The 16,337-nt window shown below is 72.1% G+C and carries 12 protein-coding genes and 1 pseudogene; 2 read left to right on the forward strand and 11 right to left on the reverse strand.

Annotated features, from left to right (window positions below; all coding sequences use genetic code 11):
• Positions 1–567: 567 nt before the first annotated feature.
• From FHX46_RS21170 to nadD, 6 genes are all read right to left on the reverse strand, one after another.
• Entirely contained in the window at positions 568–1,323 is a 756-nt protein-coding gene (locus FHX46_RS21170; protein ID WP_167117855.1) for a ComEA family DNA-binding protein, read from the reverse strand.
• A gap of 179 nt (positions 1,324–1,502) precedes the next feature.
• A complete protein-coding gene (locus tag FHX46_RS21175) occupies positions 1,503–2,357 on the reverse strand; it encodes a DegV family protein (RefSeq protein ID WP_167117858.1) in 855 nt (284 codons plus the stop codon).
• A 10-nt stretch (positions 2,358–2,367) separates the two neighbouring features.
• Positions 2,368–3,102 carry a diglucosylglycerate octanoyltransferase gene (gene octT, locus FHX46_RS21180; RefSeq protein WP_167117861.1) on the reverse strand — a complete coding sequence of 245 codons (735 nt, stop codon included), beginning with the start codon at positions 3,100–3,102 and terminating at the stop codon, positions 2,368–2,370.
• Between the two features lies 1 nt (position 3,103).
• On the reverse strand, positions 3,104–3,715 hold the full coding sequence (locus tag FHX46_RS21185; protein WP_167117864.1) for a histidine phosphatase family protein: 612 nt from the start codon (positions 3,713–3,715) through the stop codon (positions 3,104–3,106).
• Positions 3,712–4,101 carry a ribosome silencing factor gene (gene rsfS / locus FHX46_RS21190; protein ID WP_167117867.1) on the reverse strand — a complete coding sequence of 130 codons (390 nt, stop codon included), beginning with the start codon at positions 4,099–4,101 and terminating at the stop codon, positions 3,712–3,714. The genes FHX46_RS21185 and rsfS overlap by 4 nt, the downstream gene beginning before the upstream one ends.
• A gap of 70 nt (positions 4,102–4,171) precedes the next feature.
• On the reverse strand, positions 4,172–4,765 hold the full coding sequence (nadD, locus tag FHX46_RS21195; RefSeq protein ID WP_167098152.1) for a nicotinate-nucleotide adenylyltransferase: 594 nt from the start codon (positions 4,763–4,765) through the stop codon (positions 4,172–4,174).
• Between the two features lie 263 nt (positions 4,766–5,028).
• Here nadD and FHX46_RS21200 point away from each other — a divergent pair.
• Positions 5,029–7,135 (forward strand): annotated as a pseudogene (locus tag FHX46_RS21200) (RecQ family ATP-dependent DNA helicase).
• A 705-nt stretch (positions 7,136–7,840) separates the two neighbouring features.
• A complete protein-coding gene (locus tag FHX46_RS21205; RefSeq protein WP_167117904.1) occupies positions 7,841–9,130 on the forward strand; it encodes an MFS transporter in 1,290 nt (429 codons plus the stop codon).
• Here FHX46_RS21205 and proB read toward each other — a convergent pair.
• The 5 genes from proB to FHX46_RS21230 all read right to left on the reverse strand — a co-directional run bounded on the left by proB (position 9,127) and on the right by FHX46_RS21230 (position 15,877).
• Positions 9,127–10,236, reverse strand: coding sequence for a glutamate 5-kinase (gene proB, locus FHX46_RS21210; RefSeq protein WP_167098158.1), 1,110 nt, complete (start codon positions 10,234–10,236; stop codon positions 9,127–9,129). The two genes, FHX46_RS21205 and proB, sit on opposite strands and share 4 nt — an antisense overlap.
• Complete coding sequence (obgE, locus tag FHX46_RS21215) at positions 10,233–11,684, reverse strand: GTPase ObgE (protein WP_167117907.1); 1,452 nt, start codon at positions 11,682–11,684, stop codon at positions 10,233–10,235. Before obgE ends, proB begins: the two co-directional genes overlap by 4 nt.
• 120 nt (positions 11,685–11,804) lie before the next feature.
• A complete protein-coding gene (rpmA, locus tag FHX46_RS21220) occupies positions 11,805–12,062 on the reverse strand; it encodes a 50S ribosomal protein L27 (RefSeq protein WP_094007727.1) in 258 nt (85 codons plus the stop codon).
• A gap of 15 nt (positions 12,063–12,077) precedes the next feature.
• Complete coding sequence (rplU, locus tag FHX46_RS21225) at positions 12,078–12,392, reverse strand: 50S ribosomal protein L21 (RefSeq protein ID WP_094007728.1); 315 nt, start codon at positions 12,390–12,392, stop codon at positions 12,078–12,080.
• A gap of 155 nt (positions 12,393–12,547) precedes the next feature.
• Complete coding sequence (locus tag FHX46_RS21230; protein WP_167117910.1) at positions 12,548–15,877, reverse strand: Rne/Rng family ribonuclease; 3,330 nt, start codon at positions 15,875–15,877, stop codon at positions 12,548–12,550.
• Positions 15,878–16,337 lie beyond the last annotated feature (460 nt).

A 16,337-nucleotide genomic window follows, 5' to 3' on the forward strand; every position in this document is an offset into this window, starting at 1 on the left:
CGCGGACGTAGACCGCGGCGACCGTCAGGTCTGTGCCGAGCGGCGGGGCGAGTTCCCCACGGGCGGTGATCTCCTGGCCGGGGAGGACCTGACGCCAGGAGTCGAACGGCGCGAGAAGCGCCACCCGGCCCGACGACACCACCGGTTCAGCACCGCGTTCCGCGGACAGAACTTCGGCCGCGACGACCGCTGATCGTGGTCCCGCCTGCTGGTCGGCGTACCCGGCCGAGCGGATCGGTGCGGGACGTTCTCTGATCAGCACCCGCAGGGTCACCTGGGTCCCGTGCTCCGCGAGGCCGCGCAACGGATCGTGCTCCGCCCGGTTCAGGCGCAGGCTCAGCGGCCCCACCAGCAGGAGACCGGCTACGAGCAACGCCGCGCCGCCCGACCACCAGGAGGAGGCGGCCGGGCGCAGCTTGGCCAGGAGCACCCCGGAGACCAGCACGGCCGCGGCACCGCACCCGAGGGCTGCCCACCACGTCCACAACAGCCCGAGCAACGCTCCGAGCCACAGCGCCACCGCCGCCGGTACCAGCCGGAAGTCGTGCCGGACCGCGGATTCGTCGATCACGAGACCGTCACCTGGTCCCGCAAGCGGGACAGCCGTGTCTCGCCGATGCCTTCGACTTCACGCAACTGGTCCACGGACCGGAACGCCCCGTGCTTGGTGCGCCAATCGATGATGCGCTGCGCGGTGACCTCGCCGACGCCGGGCAGTGCGTCGAGTTGCTCCGCGGTCGCCGTGTTCAGGTCGACGAGAGCCGGCGGGCCTCCCGCCGCGGCCGGCTGCTGCGCACCGGGCGGCGGCGGGACTCCGACGTAGATCTGCTCGCCGTCGGCGAGTTTGCGGGCGAGGTTCAGCGCCGAGACGTCGGCACCGTCGATCGCACCCCCGGCGGCCCGGACGGCGTCCGCGACGCGTGCACCGCCGGGCACGGTGACCAGACCGGGAGTGCGCACCTTGCCGACCACACTGATCACCAACGAGCTGTCGGCCACCCGGCTGGCAGACGCCGAGACGGGTGCGGGCCGGTCCGGCGCCGCGGGCAACACCGGCGCGCGTTCGACAGGCGGGCTACCGCCGAGGAACACGATCGAGGTGCCGACGAGGACGAGGACACCGACCACGGCCAGGAGGATCGTGGTGACGCGACGGCGATGCGGGCTTCCGGTCAGCGCGGCCGGCGCCCAGCGTTCGACCAGCCGCCCGACCGCGCCTGGCGGCCCGGTGTCATGGTCGGCCGCGGCGGCCTGACCGGCGAGCTGCTTGAGCCGGCGGTTGACGGGAACGCCCGGCGATTCCGGGCCTGATCGTTCGAACACGCATTCGACGCTAGGGGGAGCGGGGAGGCGGGAGAAGCGGGAATCGCGGGGGCTGTGGACAAGTGGGGGTCTGTGGACAAGTGCCGCGTTCTGCCGCGACGGCACCGGATTCTGTCGGTGCGCTGTGGCAGGGTGGACGGTTTGGGTGCGGCTGCGCGAAACCCGTACTGCCAGGGAATTCAGCGGCCGAGCGGGTTCCGTTGCACCACGACACCGAGGACACCAGGGCCGGTGTGCGCACCGACGACCGCGCCGAGTTCGGACACCACGCAGCCGTCGACGACGTTCAGCCGTTCCTCCAGGCGGTTGGCCAGTTCCACCGCGCGCTGCGGGGACGCGAGGTGGTGCACAGCCACCTCCACCGGCTCCCCGCTGGCCGCCTGTTCGGCCAGTTCCACCAGGCGCGCCATGGCGCGGTTCATCGTCCGCACCTTCTCCAGCGGCTTGATCCGCCCGTCGTCCAGGTGCAGCACCGGTTTCATGGCCAGCGCGGTACCCAGCAGGGCTGCCGCGGCGCCGATGCGCCCCCCGCGACGCAGGTACTCCAGCGTCTCGACCACGAAGAGCGTCTCCGAGCAGTGCACCGCCGCCGTCGCCGCCGCTTCGACCTCCGCTGCCGACGCCCCGGCCGACGCCGCACGCGCCGCGTGCAGCGCCGCGAACCCCAGGCCCATCGCCGTCCCGCGGGAATCAACCACGCGGACCAGGTCCGGCCCCACCTCCTGCGCTGCCAGGACAGCCGATTCCCAGGTTCCCGAGATTTCGCTCGACAGGTGGATCGACACAACCGAGTCCGCGCCCGCCTCCAGCGCTTCCCGGAACACCGCGGCGAACGCGCTCGGTGTCGGCCGGGACGTCGTGACGATCCGGCGCTGGCTGAGCGCCTCCGCGAGCGCCGCCGGCCCCACCTCCACGCCGTCCAGGGCCGCGACACCGTCGATCAGCACGTGCAGCGGAACGACGCGCAGCGCGTAGCGGTCGGCGAAGCCCTCGGGCAGATGGGCGGTGGAATCCGTGATGACGGCGACCGGCACGACCGTCAGCCTACGTGCCGGCCGGCGGTTCGACGGGAGCCAGCAGCGGTGCGACCAGCGCGGCCATCGCCTTGCCCACCAGCGCGTGACCCTCCCAACCCCAGTGCATGCCGTCCGGGTTCCCGCGACCGCTCAGGACGTGCTCCCCCACCACTTCGGCGAGGTTCAGCACCGGCACGTCCACCCGCCGTGACCAGGACGCGATGGCGGCAGCGGTCTCCGCGCGCCCGGTGTGCACGTTGCCGTAGGACGACGCCCGGTGCACGCTCGGCAGAACGGCGACGATCGGCAGTTCCGGTCGCAGGATCCGCAACGCGTACACCGCCCGATCGAGGTAGTGCACGGTCAGCTTCGCCGGTAGTACCCGCGGCCGTCCGCGCAACGCGACCGCCAGCCGCGGCTGGGCCGCCAGATACGCGCTCCGGACCGCGCGACGGAGACCGGCCGGCCGCAGGTACCGCAGCCCGCCGCGCAGATAGGTCGGCAGCGGCGACGGCAGCGTGTCCATGCTCCCGACGGCCAGCACCACGACGTCGGCCTGCTTCAGGTCGGCCCACACCCGCGGGTCGCCGATCATCGCCCACCACGCGTCGCGCGCGGTCCAGCCCGCGGACGCGACGAGGTCCGCCGTGCCGCCGAGCGCCGCGGCAGCGATGTTCGGCCACAACCGCGGCTCGTCGGCGGCGCACGGACTCTCCGGGCCCTGGAAACTCAGCGAGTCCCCGAAGACCAGCAGTCTCGGCATCTCAGCCGAGCATTCCGGCGTTGTAGGCGTACAGCCGCCAGCGCCCGTCACGCAGGCCCAGCTCGACCCAGTGGCAGTTGCCGATGCCACCCAGCTGGGACCACGCCTCGACCGGCAGTTCCAGCAGCTTGCCGGTCAGGGCCGTGATCAGCCCGCCGTGCGCGGCCAGCAGCACTGTCTCACCCGCGTCCGCGTCAGCCAGCAGATCGCCGACCACCTCCGCCGCGCGCTCCGCCACGTCCACCCGGGACTCCCCACCGGGCGGGGCCCAGGTCGCGTCGAGGCGCCAGAGCGCGCGGTCCCCGGGCCACCCCTGGTCGACCTCGTCGCCGGTCAGCCCCTGCCAGTCACCCAGGTGGGTCTCCCGCAGTCGCTTGTCGATCCGCAACGGCACCCCGATGGCCTCGGTGAGCACGGTCGCGGTGTCCATCGCGCGGTGCAGGTCCGACGAGATGACGAGGTCGGGCTCGAACCGCGCCAGCGCGGGCGCGGCGAACCGGGCCTGGTTCCAGCCCACCTCGGTCAGCGCCGAGTCCAGGTGGCCCTGCATGCGGCCCGCCGCGTTGTAGTCGGTCTCCCCGTGGCGCCACAGCACGAGGCGACGCAAACTCACTTGGCGTCCCCCGCCTCGACGGCCTCGGCCAGCCCGTCGATCTCGATCCGCGGGCAGTCCTTCCAGAGCCGCTCGATGCCGTAGAAGGAGCGCTCCTCGTCGTGCTGGACGTGCACCACGACGTCCACGAAGTCGAGCAGCACCCAGCGGCCCTCGCGGGCGCCCTCCCGGCGGACCGGCTTGTACCCCGCCTCGCGCAGCTTCTCCTCGACGTTGTCGACGATGGCGCCCACCTGGCGTTCGTTGGGCGCCGAGGCGATGACGAACACGTCGGTGATGACCAGCTGTTCGGAGACGTCCAGCACCACCACGTCGGTGGCCTTCTTGTCCGCGGCGGCGTAGGCCGCCACGGTCGCGATGTCTCGTGCCTGGGACGTCGCTGCCACTCCTGTGCTCCCTCATCCTGTGACCAGTCGGTTCACCGAGGGTACCTGCCGCCACCGACGGCCCGGTGTCTCAGGCGGGCTTGCGGTACAGCCCGCGCTTGTCGATGTACCGGACCACGCCGTCGGGCACCAGGTACCAGATGGGTTCGTCGCGCTCGACCCGCTCCCGGCAGGTCGTCGACGAGATGGCCATCGCGGTCACCTCCACGAGGCTCACCTTCCCGCTGGGGAGGTGGTGGTCGTTGAGCCGGTAGCCGGGGCGGGTGACGCCGATGAAGTGGGCCAGGGTGAACAGCTCGTCGGCGTTGTGCCAGGTCAGGATCTGTTCCAGGGCGTCCGCGCCGGTGATGAAGAAGAGCTCGTCCTCGGGGTACTCGGCTTTCAGGTCGCGCAGGGTGTCGACGGTGTAGGTCTCGCCGCCGCGGTCGATGTCCACCCTGCTCACCGAGAAGACCGGGTTGGAGGCGGTGGCGATGACCGTCATGAGGTAGCGGTCCTCGGCACGGGTGACTTCCCTGCTGGACTTCTGCCACGGCTGGCCCGTCGGCACGAAGATCACTTCGTCGAGGTCGAACCGGGACTGCACCTCACTGGCCGCGACGAGGTGGCCGTGGTGGACGGGGTCGAAAGTGCCGCCCATGACCCCGATTCGGCGTGGTGACATGACTGGATCGTAGAAGCGCGAGTGCGCGGGTACTGCCCCGCTCCCCGGTAACAGCACCCGCGCGCTTCGCTCCGCCGGGGGTTCGAGGGGAACCTCCGGAGGCGCCGGCGAACCCGCAAGTGAACCCGACGCGGAGGAGACCTCGGCGTCGAGCCCTCCTGATGCAACCAGTCGATGTGTCCTGCACCACATTACTCGACGACTGGTCCACTCGTGCGGCGCTCGGCTCGGTTTCGTCGGCGCCATCGGGTAGACGTGGACCCGTGGACCTTCACCTCCTGCGCGAACGAGCCGAAACGCTGCTCCAGGCACTGGCCGGCAGCGGCGCGACCCTGCGCGACGACCAGTGGACCGCGATCGAGGCGCTGGTCGCCCACCACAGGCGCGCTCTCGTCGTGCAGCGCACCGGGTGGGGCAAGTCAGCCGTGTACTTCCTCGCCACCGCACTGCTGCGCGAGCGCGGAGCCGGCCCGACGGTCATCATCTCGCCGCTGCTGGCGCTGATGCGCAACCAGATCGCGGCGGCCGGGCGCGCCGGCATCCACGCGGCGACGATGAACTCGGCGAACCCGCAGGAGTGGGACGACGTGCAGGCACGCATCACGGCCGGTGAGATCGACGTGCTGCTGGTCAGCCCGGAGCGGCTGAACAACCCGGACTTCCGCGACAGCGTGCTGCCCAAGCTGACCGCCACGGCCGGGCTGCTGGTGGTCGACGAGGCCCACTGCATCTCCGACTGGGGCCACGACTTCCGGCCGGACTACCGGCGCCTGCGGACACTGCTCACCGGGTTGCCCGAAGGTGTCCCGGTGCTGGCGACCACGGCGACGGCCAACGACCGGGTGGTCACCGACGTCGCCGAGCAGCTCGGACTCGGCCGGGGCGGCGACACGCTGGTCCTGCGCGGGCCGCTGGACCGGGAGAGCCTGCACCTGTCGGTGGCCGAACTGCCCACGCCGCAGGCCCGGCTCGCCTGGCTCGCGGACCGTCTCGGCGAGCTGCCCGGGTCCGGCATCATCTACACGTTGACCGTCGCCGCGGCGCACGACATCGCGGAGATGCTGCGGGAGCGCGGGTTCCCGGTCACGGCGTACACGGGCAAGACGGAGCCGGCCGAGCGGGAGGCGGCCGAAGACGATCTGCTCGCCAACCGGGTCAAGGCGCTGGTGGCGACCTCGGCCCTGGGCATGGGGTTCGACAAGCCCGACCTGGGGTTCGTCGTGCACGTCGGTGCGCCGTCCTCGCCGATCGCCTACTACCAGCAGGTCGGACGTGCCGGCCGCGGTGTGCGCAGGGCGGAGGTGATCCTCCTACCCGGCGCGGAGGACGCCGAGATCTGGCGGTACTTCGGATCGCTGGCCTTCCCCGACGAGCAGCGCGTCACGCAGGTGCTCAACGCCCTCGCCTACGCCGACCGTCCACTGTCGACAGCGGCGCTCGAGCCGATGGTCGAGCTGTCCCGGTCGCGGCTGGAGATGGTGCTGAAGGTGCTGGATGTGGACGGTGCGGTGCGCCGCGTCAAGGGCGGCTGGGAGGCGACCGGGCAGGACTGGAACTACGATCGCGAGCGGTACGAGCGTGTCGCCCAAGCACGGCAGGCCGAACAGCGGGCGATGCTGGAGTACCAGTCGACCACCTCGTGCCGCATGGAGTTCCTGCGCCGTCAGCTTGACGACCCCTACGCGGAGCCGTGCGGCCGATGTGACAACTGCACCGGTGTCCACCAGGACGTCACGGTGTCGGCGGAAGCGGTCGAGAAGACCGACGAGCGACTCCGGCGGCCAGGGGTCGAGGTGAGTCCGCGCCGGCAGTGGCCGACCGGCATGGCCTCGCTCGACGTGCCGCTGTCCGGGCGGATCGGGAAGGGCGAGCTCGCCGAGCCGGGCCGCACCCTCGGGCGGCTGACCGACGTCGGGTGGGGCGGACGGCTGCGCGAGCTGGTCGGCGAGCGCGCCGCCGACGGTGCGGTACCCGAGGCGGTCTTCCAGGCGTGCGTGCAGGTCCTGGCGGCATGGGACTGGCAGCAGCGGCCGACGGCCGTGGTGGCACTGCCGTCGGCGACACGGCCGCGGCTGGTGCACGACCTCGCCACCAGGCTGGCCCGGGTCGGGCGGCTGCACCTCCTCGGGGCGATGGAGAGCCGTGGCGGGCGGCCCCGTCGCGCGAACAGCGCCCCAGCGGGTGGCCGACCTGTGGCAATCGCTTGCGGTACCGGGTGATCTCGCCGCAACGCTGTCCGGCGTGGACGGTCCGGTGTTGCTTGTGGACGATCTCGTGGACACGGGCTGGACCATGACCCTGGCTGCCCGGCTCCTGCGTCAAGCCGGGGCACCAGCGGTGCTGCCCTTCGCCCTGGCGAGTACGAATTGAGGGGGTTGATCGGTTGGTGGCGGTACTGAACAAGGTTGCCGGGAGCGGGGTGATGGACCGCGAGTAGCGAGGCGTGCACCTCAATGGCGGTGATGGCGGCAGCGAGCGCCCACGCCCCGCCGCGCGACAGCCCCACGCATGACCACCACGGATACTCGGCTCAGGCACAGCAGCAGGCGCAAATCTCCGCCACGGCAGTCCCGTGGCGGGAGCGGATCATCGCGATCGTCGCGGCCACCGGTCTCGATGGCACCCGCGCTCGCTGTCACCCGCTCCCGATGTCACCCGCTCCCGATGTCACCCGCGCTCACGGTCACCGCCCGGCGGTGCCCCACTTCGACGGCGGACGCGGGGGCCGACCGGCCAGCGCCTCGGAACCGAGCATTGCCGCGGGAACGGAGTGGATCACCTGTCTGAGGGGCCGCCATTCGCGTGATCTTGCCGCGGCAGCACCGCCCACCGCGGGAACCACGTCGGTCCCGACGCGGGCGCGAACAGCACTTTCTGGCGAGGACGAGGCACTCCGGGGCGCCCACCGGGGCGGACGCGCCGGAACCGGCGGCGCAAGATCCACGGGGAGTTCCGGGCAGCAACCGGGGAGCCGAGGAAGAAGGCTGGGTGCGCCAGGGTTCAGGCAGAAAGTGACCTTTCCGTTCCCGCCGCCGTATGGCATTGTCCCACCATCGGGTGAATGTGGAGGCGTGCATGGTGGAGTCGCAGATCGGTGGCGCGGTTCGGCATCGGCTGCCGGTCCGGAAGTTGTTCGCAGCCAGCGTCGGCAACGCGCTGGAGTGGTTCGACTGGACGATCTACGCCACGTTCAGCATCTACTTCGCCACGGCGTTCTTCCCCGCCGGCAACGACCTGCTGGCCCAGATCAACACGTTCGCAACCTACGCGCTCGCCTTCTTCTTCCGGCCCCTCGGCGGGCTGCTCCTCGGGCGGTTCGCCGACGTCCGCGGCCGCAAACCCGCCATGCTCCTCACCATCAGCCTGATGGCAGGCGGCTCCGTGGTGATCGCCATCCTGCCGACCTTCCACCAAGTCGGCTGGCTCGCGCCGATCCTGCTGCTCCTCGCCCGTGTCGCCCAGGGGCTGTCCCTCGGCGGCGAGGTGTCCAACGCCTCCGCCTACCTCGGTGAGATCGCCCCGCCGAGGTGGCGCGGCCGCTACTCCTCGTTCTTCTACATCTCCACCGGGTCCGCGGTCCTGCTCGCCTCGGTGCTCGGGTTCGTGCTCGCCCGCACCATGGACAAGCCCGACCTGAGCTCCTACGGCTGGCGCATCCCGTTCCTGCTCGGCGGCGTGCTCGGCATGATCGGGCTGTGGCTGCGGCGCAGCCTCTCCGAGACCGAGCAGTTCGAGCAGAACAAGAACCGCGCCCAGCGCGTGCGCCGCCCGCTGCTGACGACCCTGCGCGAGCACCCGAAGGCCGTCGTCCAGCTCGTCGGCATCACCATGCTCTCGACGCTGTGCTACTACACGTTCTTCAGCGCCCTCACGCCGTTCGCGGTCAAGACCCGCCACGCGAACGACGTCGACGTCTTCCTCGCCCTGTCCATCGGCACCGCGCTGTTCGTCGCGCTGCAATACCCCTACGGGGCGCTCTCCGACCGCATCGGCCGCAAACCCCAGCTGTTCGCCTGGTCCGCGGCCACCGCGATCCTCATCGTGCCACTGTCCACGCTCGTCAAACCCGGACTGGGCAACCTGATCCTCGTCTTCTGCGTCGGCCTCGGGCTCTACGCGGCCCTGTCCAGCCTCGCCCCCGCGATCATGAGCGAGCTGTTCCCCACCGAACTGCGCGGGCTGGGCATCGGCGCCTGGTACAACCTCACCGTCGCCCTGTTCGGCGGCACCGCACCGCTCGTCATCAGCGCGCTGTCCGCAGCCGGCGCGTCGATTCTGTTCTTCTGGTACGTCGCCGCCGGCGCGGTCATCGCGTTCCTGGTGCTGCTCACCCTGCCCGAAACCAAGGGCAGCGAGCTGCGCTAACGGCGGAACGGCACCAGATCGTCGGCGTGCACGACCTCCCGGCGGTGCTCCTCCGGCAACTCGTGGCTGGACCGGCCGATCAGCTCCGGCAACTCCCCCGCGTCGAACGCCACCACCCCGCGCGCCACCACCCGCTGTGCCGCGTCGACCAGCTCGACGACGTCGCCGGCCTCGAAATCACCGTCCACACCCGTGATCCCGGCCGCCAGCAGGGACCGGCGGCGCCGCACCACCGCGGCCACCGCACCGTCGTCCAGGTGCAGCCGCCCCCGCGTGCCGGCCGCGTAACCGAGCCAGAACCGGCGCGCGGACAGGCGGGACTCGGCGGCGTGGAAGGCGGTACCCACCTCCGCTGTGGACAACGCACGGGCAGCCTCGGACGCGGCAGCCAGCAGCACCGGGATCCCCGCCGAGGCGGCAGTGCGCGCGGCCGCCAGTTTGGACACCATGCCGCCGGTACCGAGCCCGGAGCTGGACATACCCACCGCAATGCCCTCGACGTCCGCGGGCCCCGTCACCTCGGCGATCCGCCGCGTCGACCCCGAGCGCGGATCCCCGTCGTACAGGCCATCCACATCGGACAACAGAACCAGCGCATCCGCACCGATCAGGTGCGCCACCAGCGCCGCCAGCCGGTCGTTGTCGCCGAACTTGATCTCCTCCGTGGCCACCGTGTCGTTCTCGTTGACCACCGGCACCGCGCCCAGCGTGAGCAGCCGGGAGAACGTCCGCTGCGCGTTGCGGTAATGCGCGCGCCGCACCACGTCGTCGGAGGTCAGCAGCACCTGGCCGACGGTCAGCGAATACCGCCCGAACGACTCGGCGTAGGCGTGCGCGAGCTGCAGCTGACCGACGCTCGCCGCCGCCTGCTGGGTCGCGAGGTCGCGTGGCCGCTTGCCCAGGGCCAGCGGCGCCAGCCCGGCGCCGATCGCGCCCGAGGAAACCAGCACGATCTGGCTGCCCCGCGCGATCCGCGACGCAATGGCGTCGACCAGCGCGTTCAGCCGCGTCACATCGAGCCCGTCGCCGGCGGTGGTCAGTGCCGAGGAACCGACCTTGACGACCAGTCGATCCGCCGCCGCGACGGCTTCGCGGGCCACGCTCATCGTCCTGCCGGGTCCTCGGGCTCGTCCGGGCCGTCGCGCCGGATGCGCCGGGCCTCCTTGCGCTCCGCGGCCGAGACGCGGTTGTTCTTCTCCAGCCGCGCGTCGGTGCCCCGGCCGGTCAGGTGCGCCGCCACACCGGGCGTCGACGGCTCCCACTCGAACGTGATGTCGCCGATGGTCACCGGGCAGCCGGGCTCGGCACCACGCTTGGCCAGCGCATCCTCCACACCGAGCCGGTTGAGCCGGTCGGCGAGGTAGCCCACGGCCTCGTCGTTGCCGAAGTCGGTCTGCCGGATCCACCGCTCGGGACGGGCGCCCCGCACGATGAAGCCACCCGGCTCCTCGGGGTCCTCCTCGATGGTGAAGCCCGAATCGTCGACCGCGACCGGGCGCAGCACGATCCGCGTCGGCTCCGCCTCGGGCTGCGCCGCGCGGTACTTCTCGACCTCCCGGGCCAGCGCGTAGGTCAGCTCCCGCAGACCCTGGCGCGTCACCGTGGACACCTCGAACACCGGCAGGCCGCGCGCCTCGAACTCGGGCCGCACCATTTCGGCCAGCTCGGCCGCGTCCGGCACGTCGGTCTTGTTCAGCACCACCACCCGCGGCCGTTCGTCCAGGTCACCACCGAGCGCGGGGGTGTAGCGGGCGAGCTCGGACTCGAGGGCGTCCACGTCGGACACCGGGTCGCGGCCCGGCTCGAAGGTGGCGCAGTCGACGACGTGCACCAGCACCGCGCAACGCTCGATGTGGCGGAGGAAGTCCAGGCCGAGCCCCTTGCCCTCGCTGGCGCCCGGGATCAGGCCGGGCACGTCGGCCATCGTGAACACGGTGTCGCCCGCGTTGACGACGCCGAGGTTCGGCACCAGCGTCGTGAAGGGGTAGTCGGCGATCTTCGGCTTCGCCGCGGACAGCACCGAGATCAGCGACGACTTGCCGGCCGACGGGAACCCGAGCAGGCCCGCATCGGCGACTGAACGCAGCTCCAGCACCAGGCTGCGCTGCTCACCGGGCTCGCCGAGCAGTGCGAACCCGGGCGCCTTGCGGGCCTTGGACGCCAGCGCCGCGTTGCCAAGGCCCCCGCGCCCGCCCTGTGCGGCGACGAAGGTCGTGCCCGGGCCGACCAGGTCCGCCAGGACCTCGCCGTCCTCGGACAGCACAACGGTGCCGTCGGGCACCTTCAGCTCCAGGGTCTCGCCCGCCGCGCCGGCGCGGTTGCTGCCCTGGCCCTGGCGGCCGTTGGTGGCCTTGGCGTGCGGGTGGAAGTGGAAGTCGAGCAGCGTGTGCACGTTCGGGTCGACGACCAGGAGCACATCGCCGCCGTTGCCGCCGTTGCCCCCGTCGGGACCGCCGAGCGGCTTGAACTTCTCGCGGTGGATCGAGGCACAGCCGTGCCCGCCGTCGCCCGCGGCAACGTGGATCACCGCGCGGTCAACGAACCGGGACGCCATCGTGAAGCCTCTTCTCGTTCTTCGAAAGGGATGTTCAGCCACCCTCAGCAACAAGGGGCGGGACCGGATCTGTTCCGGGCCCGCCCCTCGCTGAAGGTGCTGGGTTGTCTAGCCGGACCCTCAGGCCTCGGCCGGGACGATGTTGACCGTCTTGCGGCCACGCTTCGAGCCGAACTCCACGGTGCCCGCCGACAGGGCGAACAGCGTGTCGTCGCCGCCGCGGCCGACGTTCAGGCCGGGGTGGAACTTGGTGCCGCGCTGGCGGACCAGGATCTCACCCGCGTTCACGAGCTGACCACCGTAGCGCTTGACGCCGAGGTACTGGGGGTTGGAGTCGCGCCCGTTGCGGGAGCTGGACGCACCCTTCTTGTGTGCCATGGCTCCTGCAGCTCCTTACTTCGTGATTCCGGTGACCTCGACGCGGGTCAGCTGCTGACGGTGACCCTGCCGCTTGTGGTACCCGGTCTTGTTCTTGAACTTGTGGATGCGGATCTTGGGACCCTTGGTCTGCTCGACGACCTTGCCGGTGACCGAGATCTTCGCGAGTGCTTCGGCATCCGCCGTGACATCGCTGCCGTCGACGTACAGCACGGCGGGGAAAGAGTGCTCGGTGCCCGGCTTGCCCTCGAGCTTCTCGACCTCGACGACGTCGCCGACGGCCACCTTGTACTGCTTGCCGCCGGTCTTGACGATCGCGTACGCCGACACGGAAGTCTCCTGCTAACTCGACAATGGGTGAGGGCTTGCGCCACGTCCCGCGGGGTGCGGTCCAGTGATCGCGCCATAGCCCGTCCGGGGACGGGCCGTCTTACAGGTTACGTGACGCCCCGGCGCCTGCCGACACCGGGGCTCACGAAGGTGGATCAGCTCTGCTCCGAGGCGTGCACCGGCGGACCGGCCGGGCGCGACGCCGCCCGGCGCGGGCGCCGGCGGGCCGTCCGGGTGGCCGGCGTCGGCACGCTGACGTCCGGAGCGGGCTGCTCCTGGGCCGCATCTTCGGGGGTCTCCACGGCTTCCGTGGCGCCGTTCGTCACCGGCTTCTGCGGGACGTCCGCCTGGCCGGCCGGACCGGCCGTCACGGGCGCCTGCGGGGCCGGCGAGGGCTCGCTGGGCTCCGGCGGCGCGGCCGGCCTGCGAGCCACGCGGCGGGTCCGGGAGCTCGCCGGGCGCTCCGCACGCTGCGGCGCGGCCTGCTCCGGCTCAGCCTGCACCGTGGCGCGGGTCGTGGCGGGGGTCTCCCCCGGCGCTCCGGACGGACCGGCGGCGTCCGCGGAAGCCGGCTCGGCCTCGCCGGTGGCGGCCTCGACCGCCGCGCCGGACCGCACGGGGGCATCGGCGGAGACGGCGCGGTGACCGGACGCCGGAGCTTCGGTGACCTTCTCGTCCTGGGCCGGGGCGTCCACGAACCTCGCCGTCCCGGAGTGGTCGGCCGCGTCCTCGGCTCCCGCCTCGTCCGGACCGGCCGAGGCCGTCCCAGCCCCGCCGCGCCGGGCATCGGACCGCTCACCGGCCTTCGACCCGCCCCGGGTCCGGCCGGAGCGCTCCCCGCGCTCCGCGCCGTTCGAGGCACCGCCGTCGGCCGGCTTGTCACCCTCGGTCTTCGTCGAGGCGATCTTCGCGGCCTTCGCCATCGCCTCGACCGCCGACAACGTGCTCTCGCGCTGCACCGGCGAGGGCTCCGGGCTCTTCGGCTCCACCTGCGGCTCCTCGGCCTTGCCCCGGCCGCGGGACCGGCGCGAACCACCACCGCCGCCACCGCCGCCGTGCTGGTGCCCGCCGTTGCCGCCGTTGCCCGACTTGACCGGTTCGGTCGACACGACGACCCCGCGGCCCTTGCAGTGCTCACACGTGGTGGAGAAGGCCTCGAGCAGACCGGTGCCGATCTTCTTGCGGGTCATCTGCACCAGGCCCAGCGAGGTCACCTCGGCGACCTGGTGCCGGGTGCGGTCCCGGCCGAGGCACTCCGTCAGCCGCTTGAGCACCAGCTCGCGGTTGGACTCCAGCACCATGTCGATGAAGTCGATCACGATGATGCCGCCGATGTCGCGCAGCCGCAGCTGGCGCACGATCTCCTCGGCCGACTCCAGGTTGTTGCGGGTGACCGTCTCCTCGAGGTTGCCGCCCGACCCGGTGAACTTGCCGGTGTTGACGTCGATCACCGTCATCGCCTCGGTGCGGTCGATGACGAGGTACCCGCCGGAGGGCAGCCAGACCTTGCGGTCCAGTGCCTTGGTCAGCTGCTCGTCGATGCGGTGGTCGGCGAAGACGTCACCGGTGCCCACGTAGCGCTTGACCCGCGACGTGAGGTCGGGGGCGACGTGGTCGACGTAGGCGCGGATGGTCTCCCAGGCCGTGTCGCCCTGGACCTCGAGCGAGACGAAGTCCTCGGTGAACAGGTCGCGAACGACCTTGACCAGCAGGTCCGGCTCCTCGTAGAGCATGACCGGGGCGGACGACTTCTTGCTGCCGGACGCCGCGTCGGCCTTCTCCTTGACGACCTCCCACTGCGCCTTCAGCCGGCGGACGTCACGTTCCAGCTCCTCCTCGCTGATGCCCTCCGAGGCGGTGCGGATGATCACGCCGGCGTCCTCGGGGACGATCCGCTTGAGGATGTCCTTGAGCCGCCGCCGCTCGTTCTCCGGCAGCTTGCGGGAGATGCCGGTGGCCCCGCCGGAGGGCATGTAGACCAGGAAGCGGCCGGGCAGCGAGATCTGGGTGGTCAGCCGGGCGCCCTTGTGCCCGACCGGGTCCTTGGTGACCTGGACCAGCACGTTGTCGCCGGTCGACAGGGCCTGCTCGATCTTGCGCGACTTGCCCTCCAGGCCGGCGGCGTCCCAGTCGACCTCGCCGGCGTAGAGCACGGCGTTGCGGCCGCGGCCGATGTCGACGAACGCGGCCTCCATCGACGGCAGCACGTTCTGCACGCGCCCGAGGTAGACGTTGCCGACGATCGAGCCGCTGCCCTGCGACGTCACGAAGTGCTCGACCAGGACACCGTCCTCGAGCACCGCGATCTGGGTGTGCTCGCCGCGCTCGGCGACCACCATGGTGCGCTCCACCGACTCGCGGCGGGCGAGGAACTCGGCCTCGGAGAGGATCGGCGCGCGGCGGCGGCCGGCCTCACGGCCGTCCCGGCGGCGCTGCCGCTTGGCCTCCAGGCGGGTCGAGCCGCGCACGCTGCGCACGCCGTCCGAGCTGCTGGTGCTCTTGTCCTCGGCCTTGGTCTCCCGGACGTGGACGACGGTGTTCGGCGGGTCGTCGCCGGTGGACTCGGCGGTGTCGGAGTCGGAGCCCTTGCGGCGGCGACGACGGCGGCGGCGACGGCTCGAGCCGTCGGCCTCGTCCGTGTCGTCCGTGGACTCGCCCTCGTCGGCGGTGTCCTCGTCGTCGGTCTTGCCGGCGTCCTCGGCCGGCCGGGTCTCGCCGGACGCCCGGGACTCCGCGTCCGCAGCCTCACCGGTGTCGGTGCTCTCGGTGGCGTTCTCGTCCCCGCCCTTGCCGCGGCCACGGCCACGGCGGCCGCGACGGCGGCGACGGCGGCCGGCGCCGTCCTCACCGTCGTCGCCGTCCTCGTCCGGACCGGCCTCCTCGACCGGGGCCGGCCGGGCGGCGGGCGTCTCGGCGGCGGTGGCCTCCGGCGGGAGGAACACCGGCGACGGCGCGGCGAACACCGGCATGTGCGGCGGGCGCTTCGGCTCCCGCGCGGGCTTCGGCTCCGGGGTGGGCTCCCGCTCGGCCGCGACCTCGGGAGTGGTCTCGGGCCGGCGAGCGGTCTCGGGCTGGCGAGTGGTTTCCGGCGCGGTCCCGGCCTGGGCGGCCTGGGTGGCCGGCTCCGTGGCAGGCGTCTCGGCGACCGGCTCCGGTGCGCTCTCCGCAACCGGGTCGGGCGCGGCCGCCGTGTTCTCGGCGGGGACGACCGCCTCGGGTGCGGCCGCCTCCTCGGTGGCCTGCTCGTCGGCCGGGGCGAGCGCCTCGGCGACCCGCACCGCGACCTCCCGCGGCACGCTCGACTGGGCGCTGCGTGCGGTCTCCCCCAGTTCGCTGAGCTTCGCCAGCACGACCCGGCTGCTGGAGCCGAGCAGCTTCGCCAGGGCGTGCACCCGGACGCGGGGCGGCAGTTCGCCCAACGGGCCGGTTGCGGGTACGGCGGTGTTCCCGCCGGTGTTCTCGGCGGGTGTGTCCGCGTTCGACATACATCTCCTCCGCCCCCGGGCGCGTCCCAGCCGCTCGGGCTGGCGGACGCGGCCGCACAGGGGCCCTTCCTGTCTGGTCCGCCGGGGTGGTCACCGCCGGCGGGAATCCTGTGCCTCGTCTCACCCCGACGGCGCCGGGGTCCGGCTCCCGCCGATGGCAGGTCCGCTCGGTGACGAGCCGTCCAAGCCGGCGGTTCCCGTCCGCCTGCCGCTCGTCGAGCCACCCAGGTGGGTCCTGGCGGCGACGACCTGGCGCTCTTCCAGCCTGTCTCCGGGCCGCTACCCCCGGACGGACCGCAGGTCGCGGTCGTGTCGGCGGAAGCAGCCAAGCCGAGTATCCCACACGGTGCGTCCGGTGCGGTGTAGTCGGTGCCGACAGTGGCGTGACCACGGCCGGGCGAACTTGCGCGTCGCGCTTGTCGCTACCGCACGGGGTGGCTTAGCGTGCGGCAGAACGATC

This window comes from Amycolatopsis viridis, assembly GCF_011758765.1.
Taxonomy (GTDB): Bacteria; Actinomycetota; Actinomycetes; order Mycobacteriales; family Pseudonocardiaceae; genus Amycolatopsis_E; species Amycolatopsis_E viridis.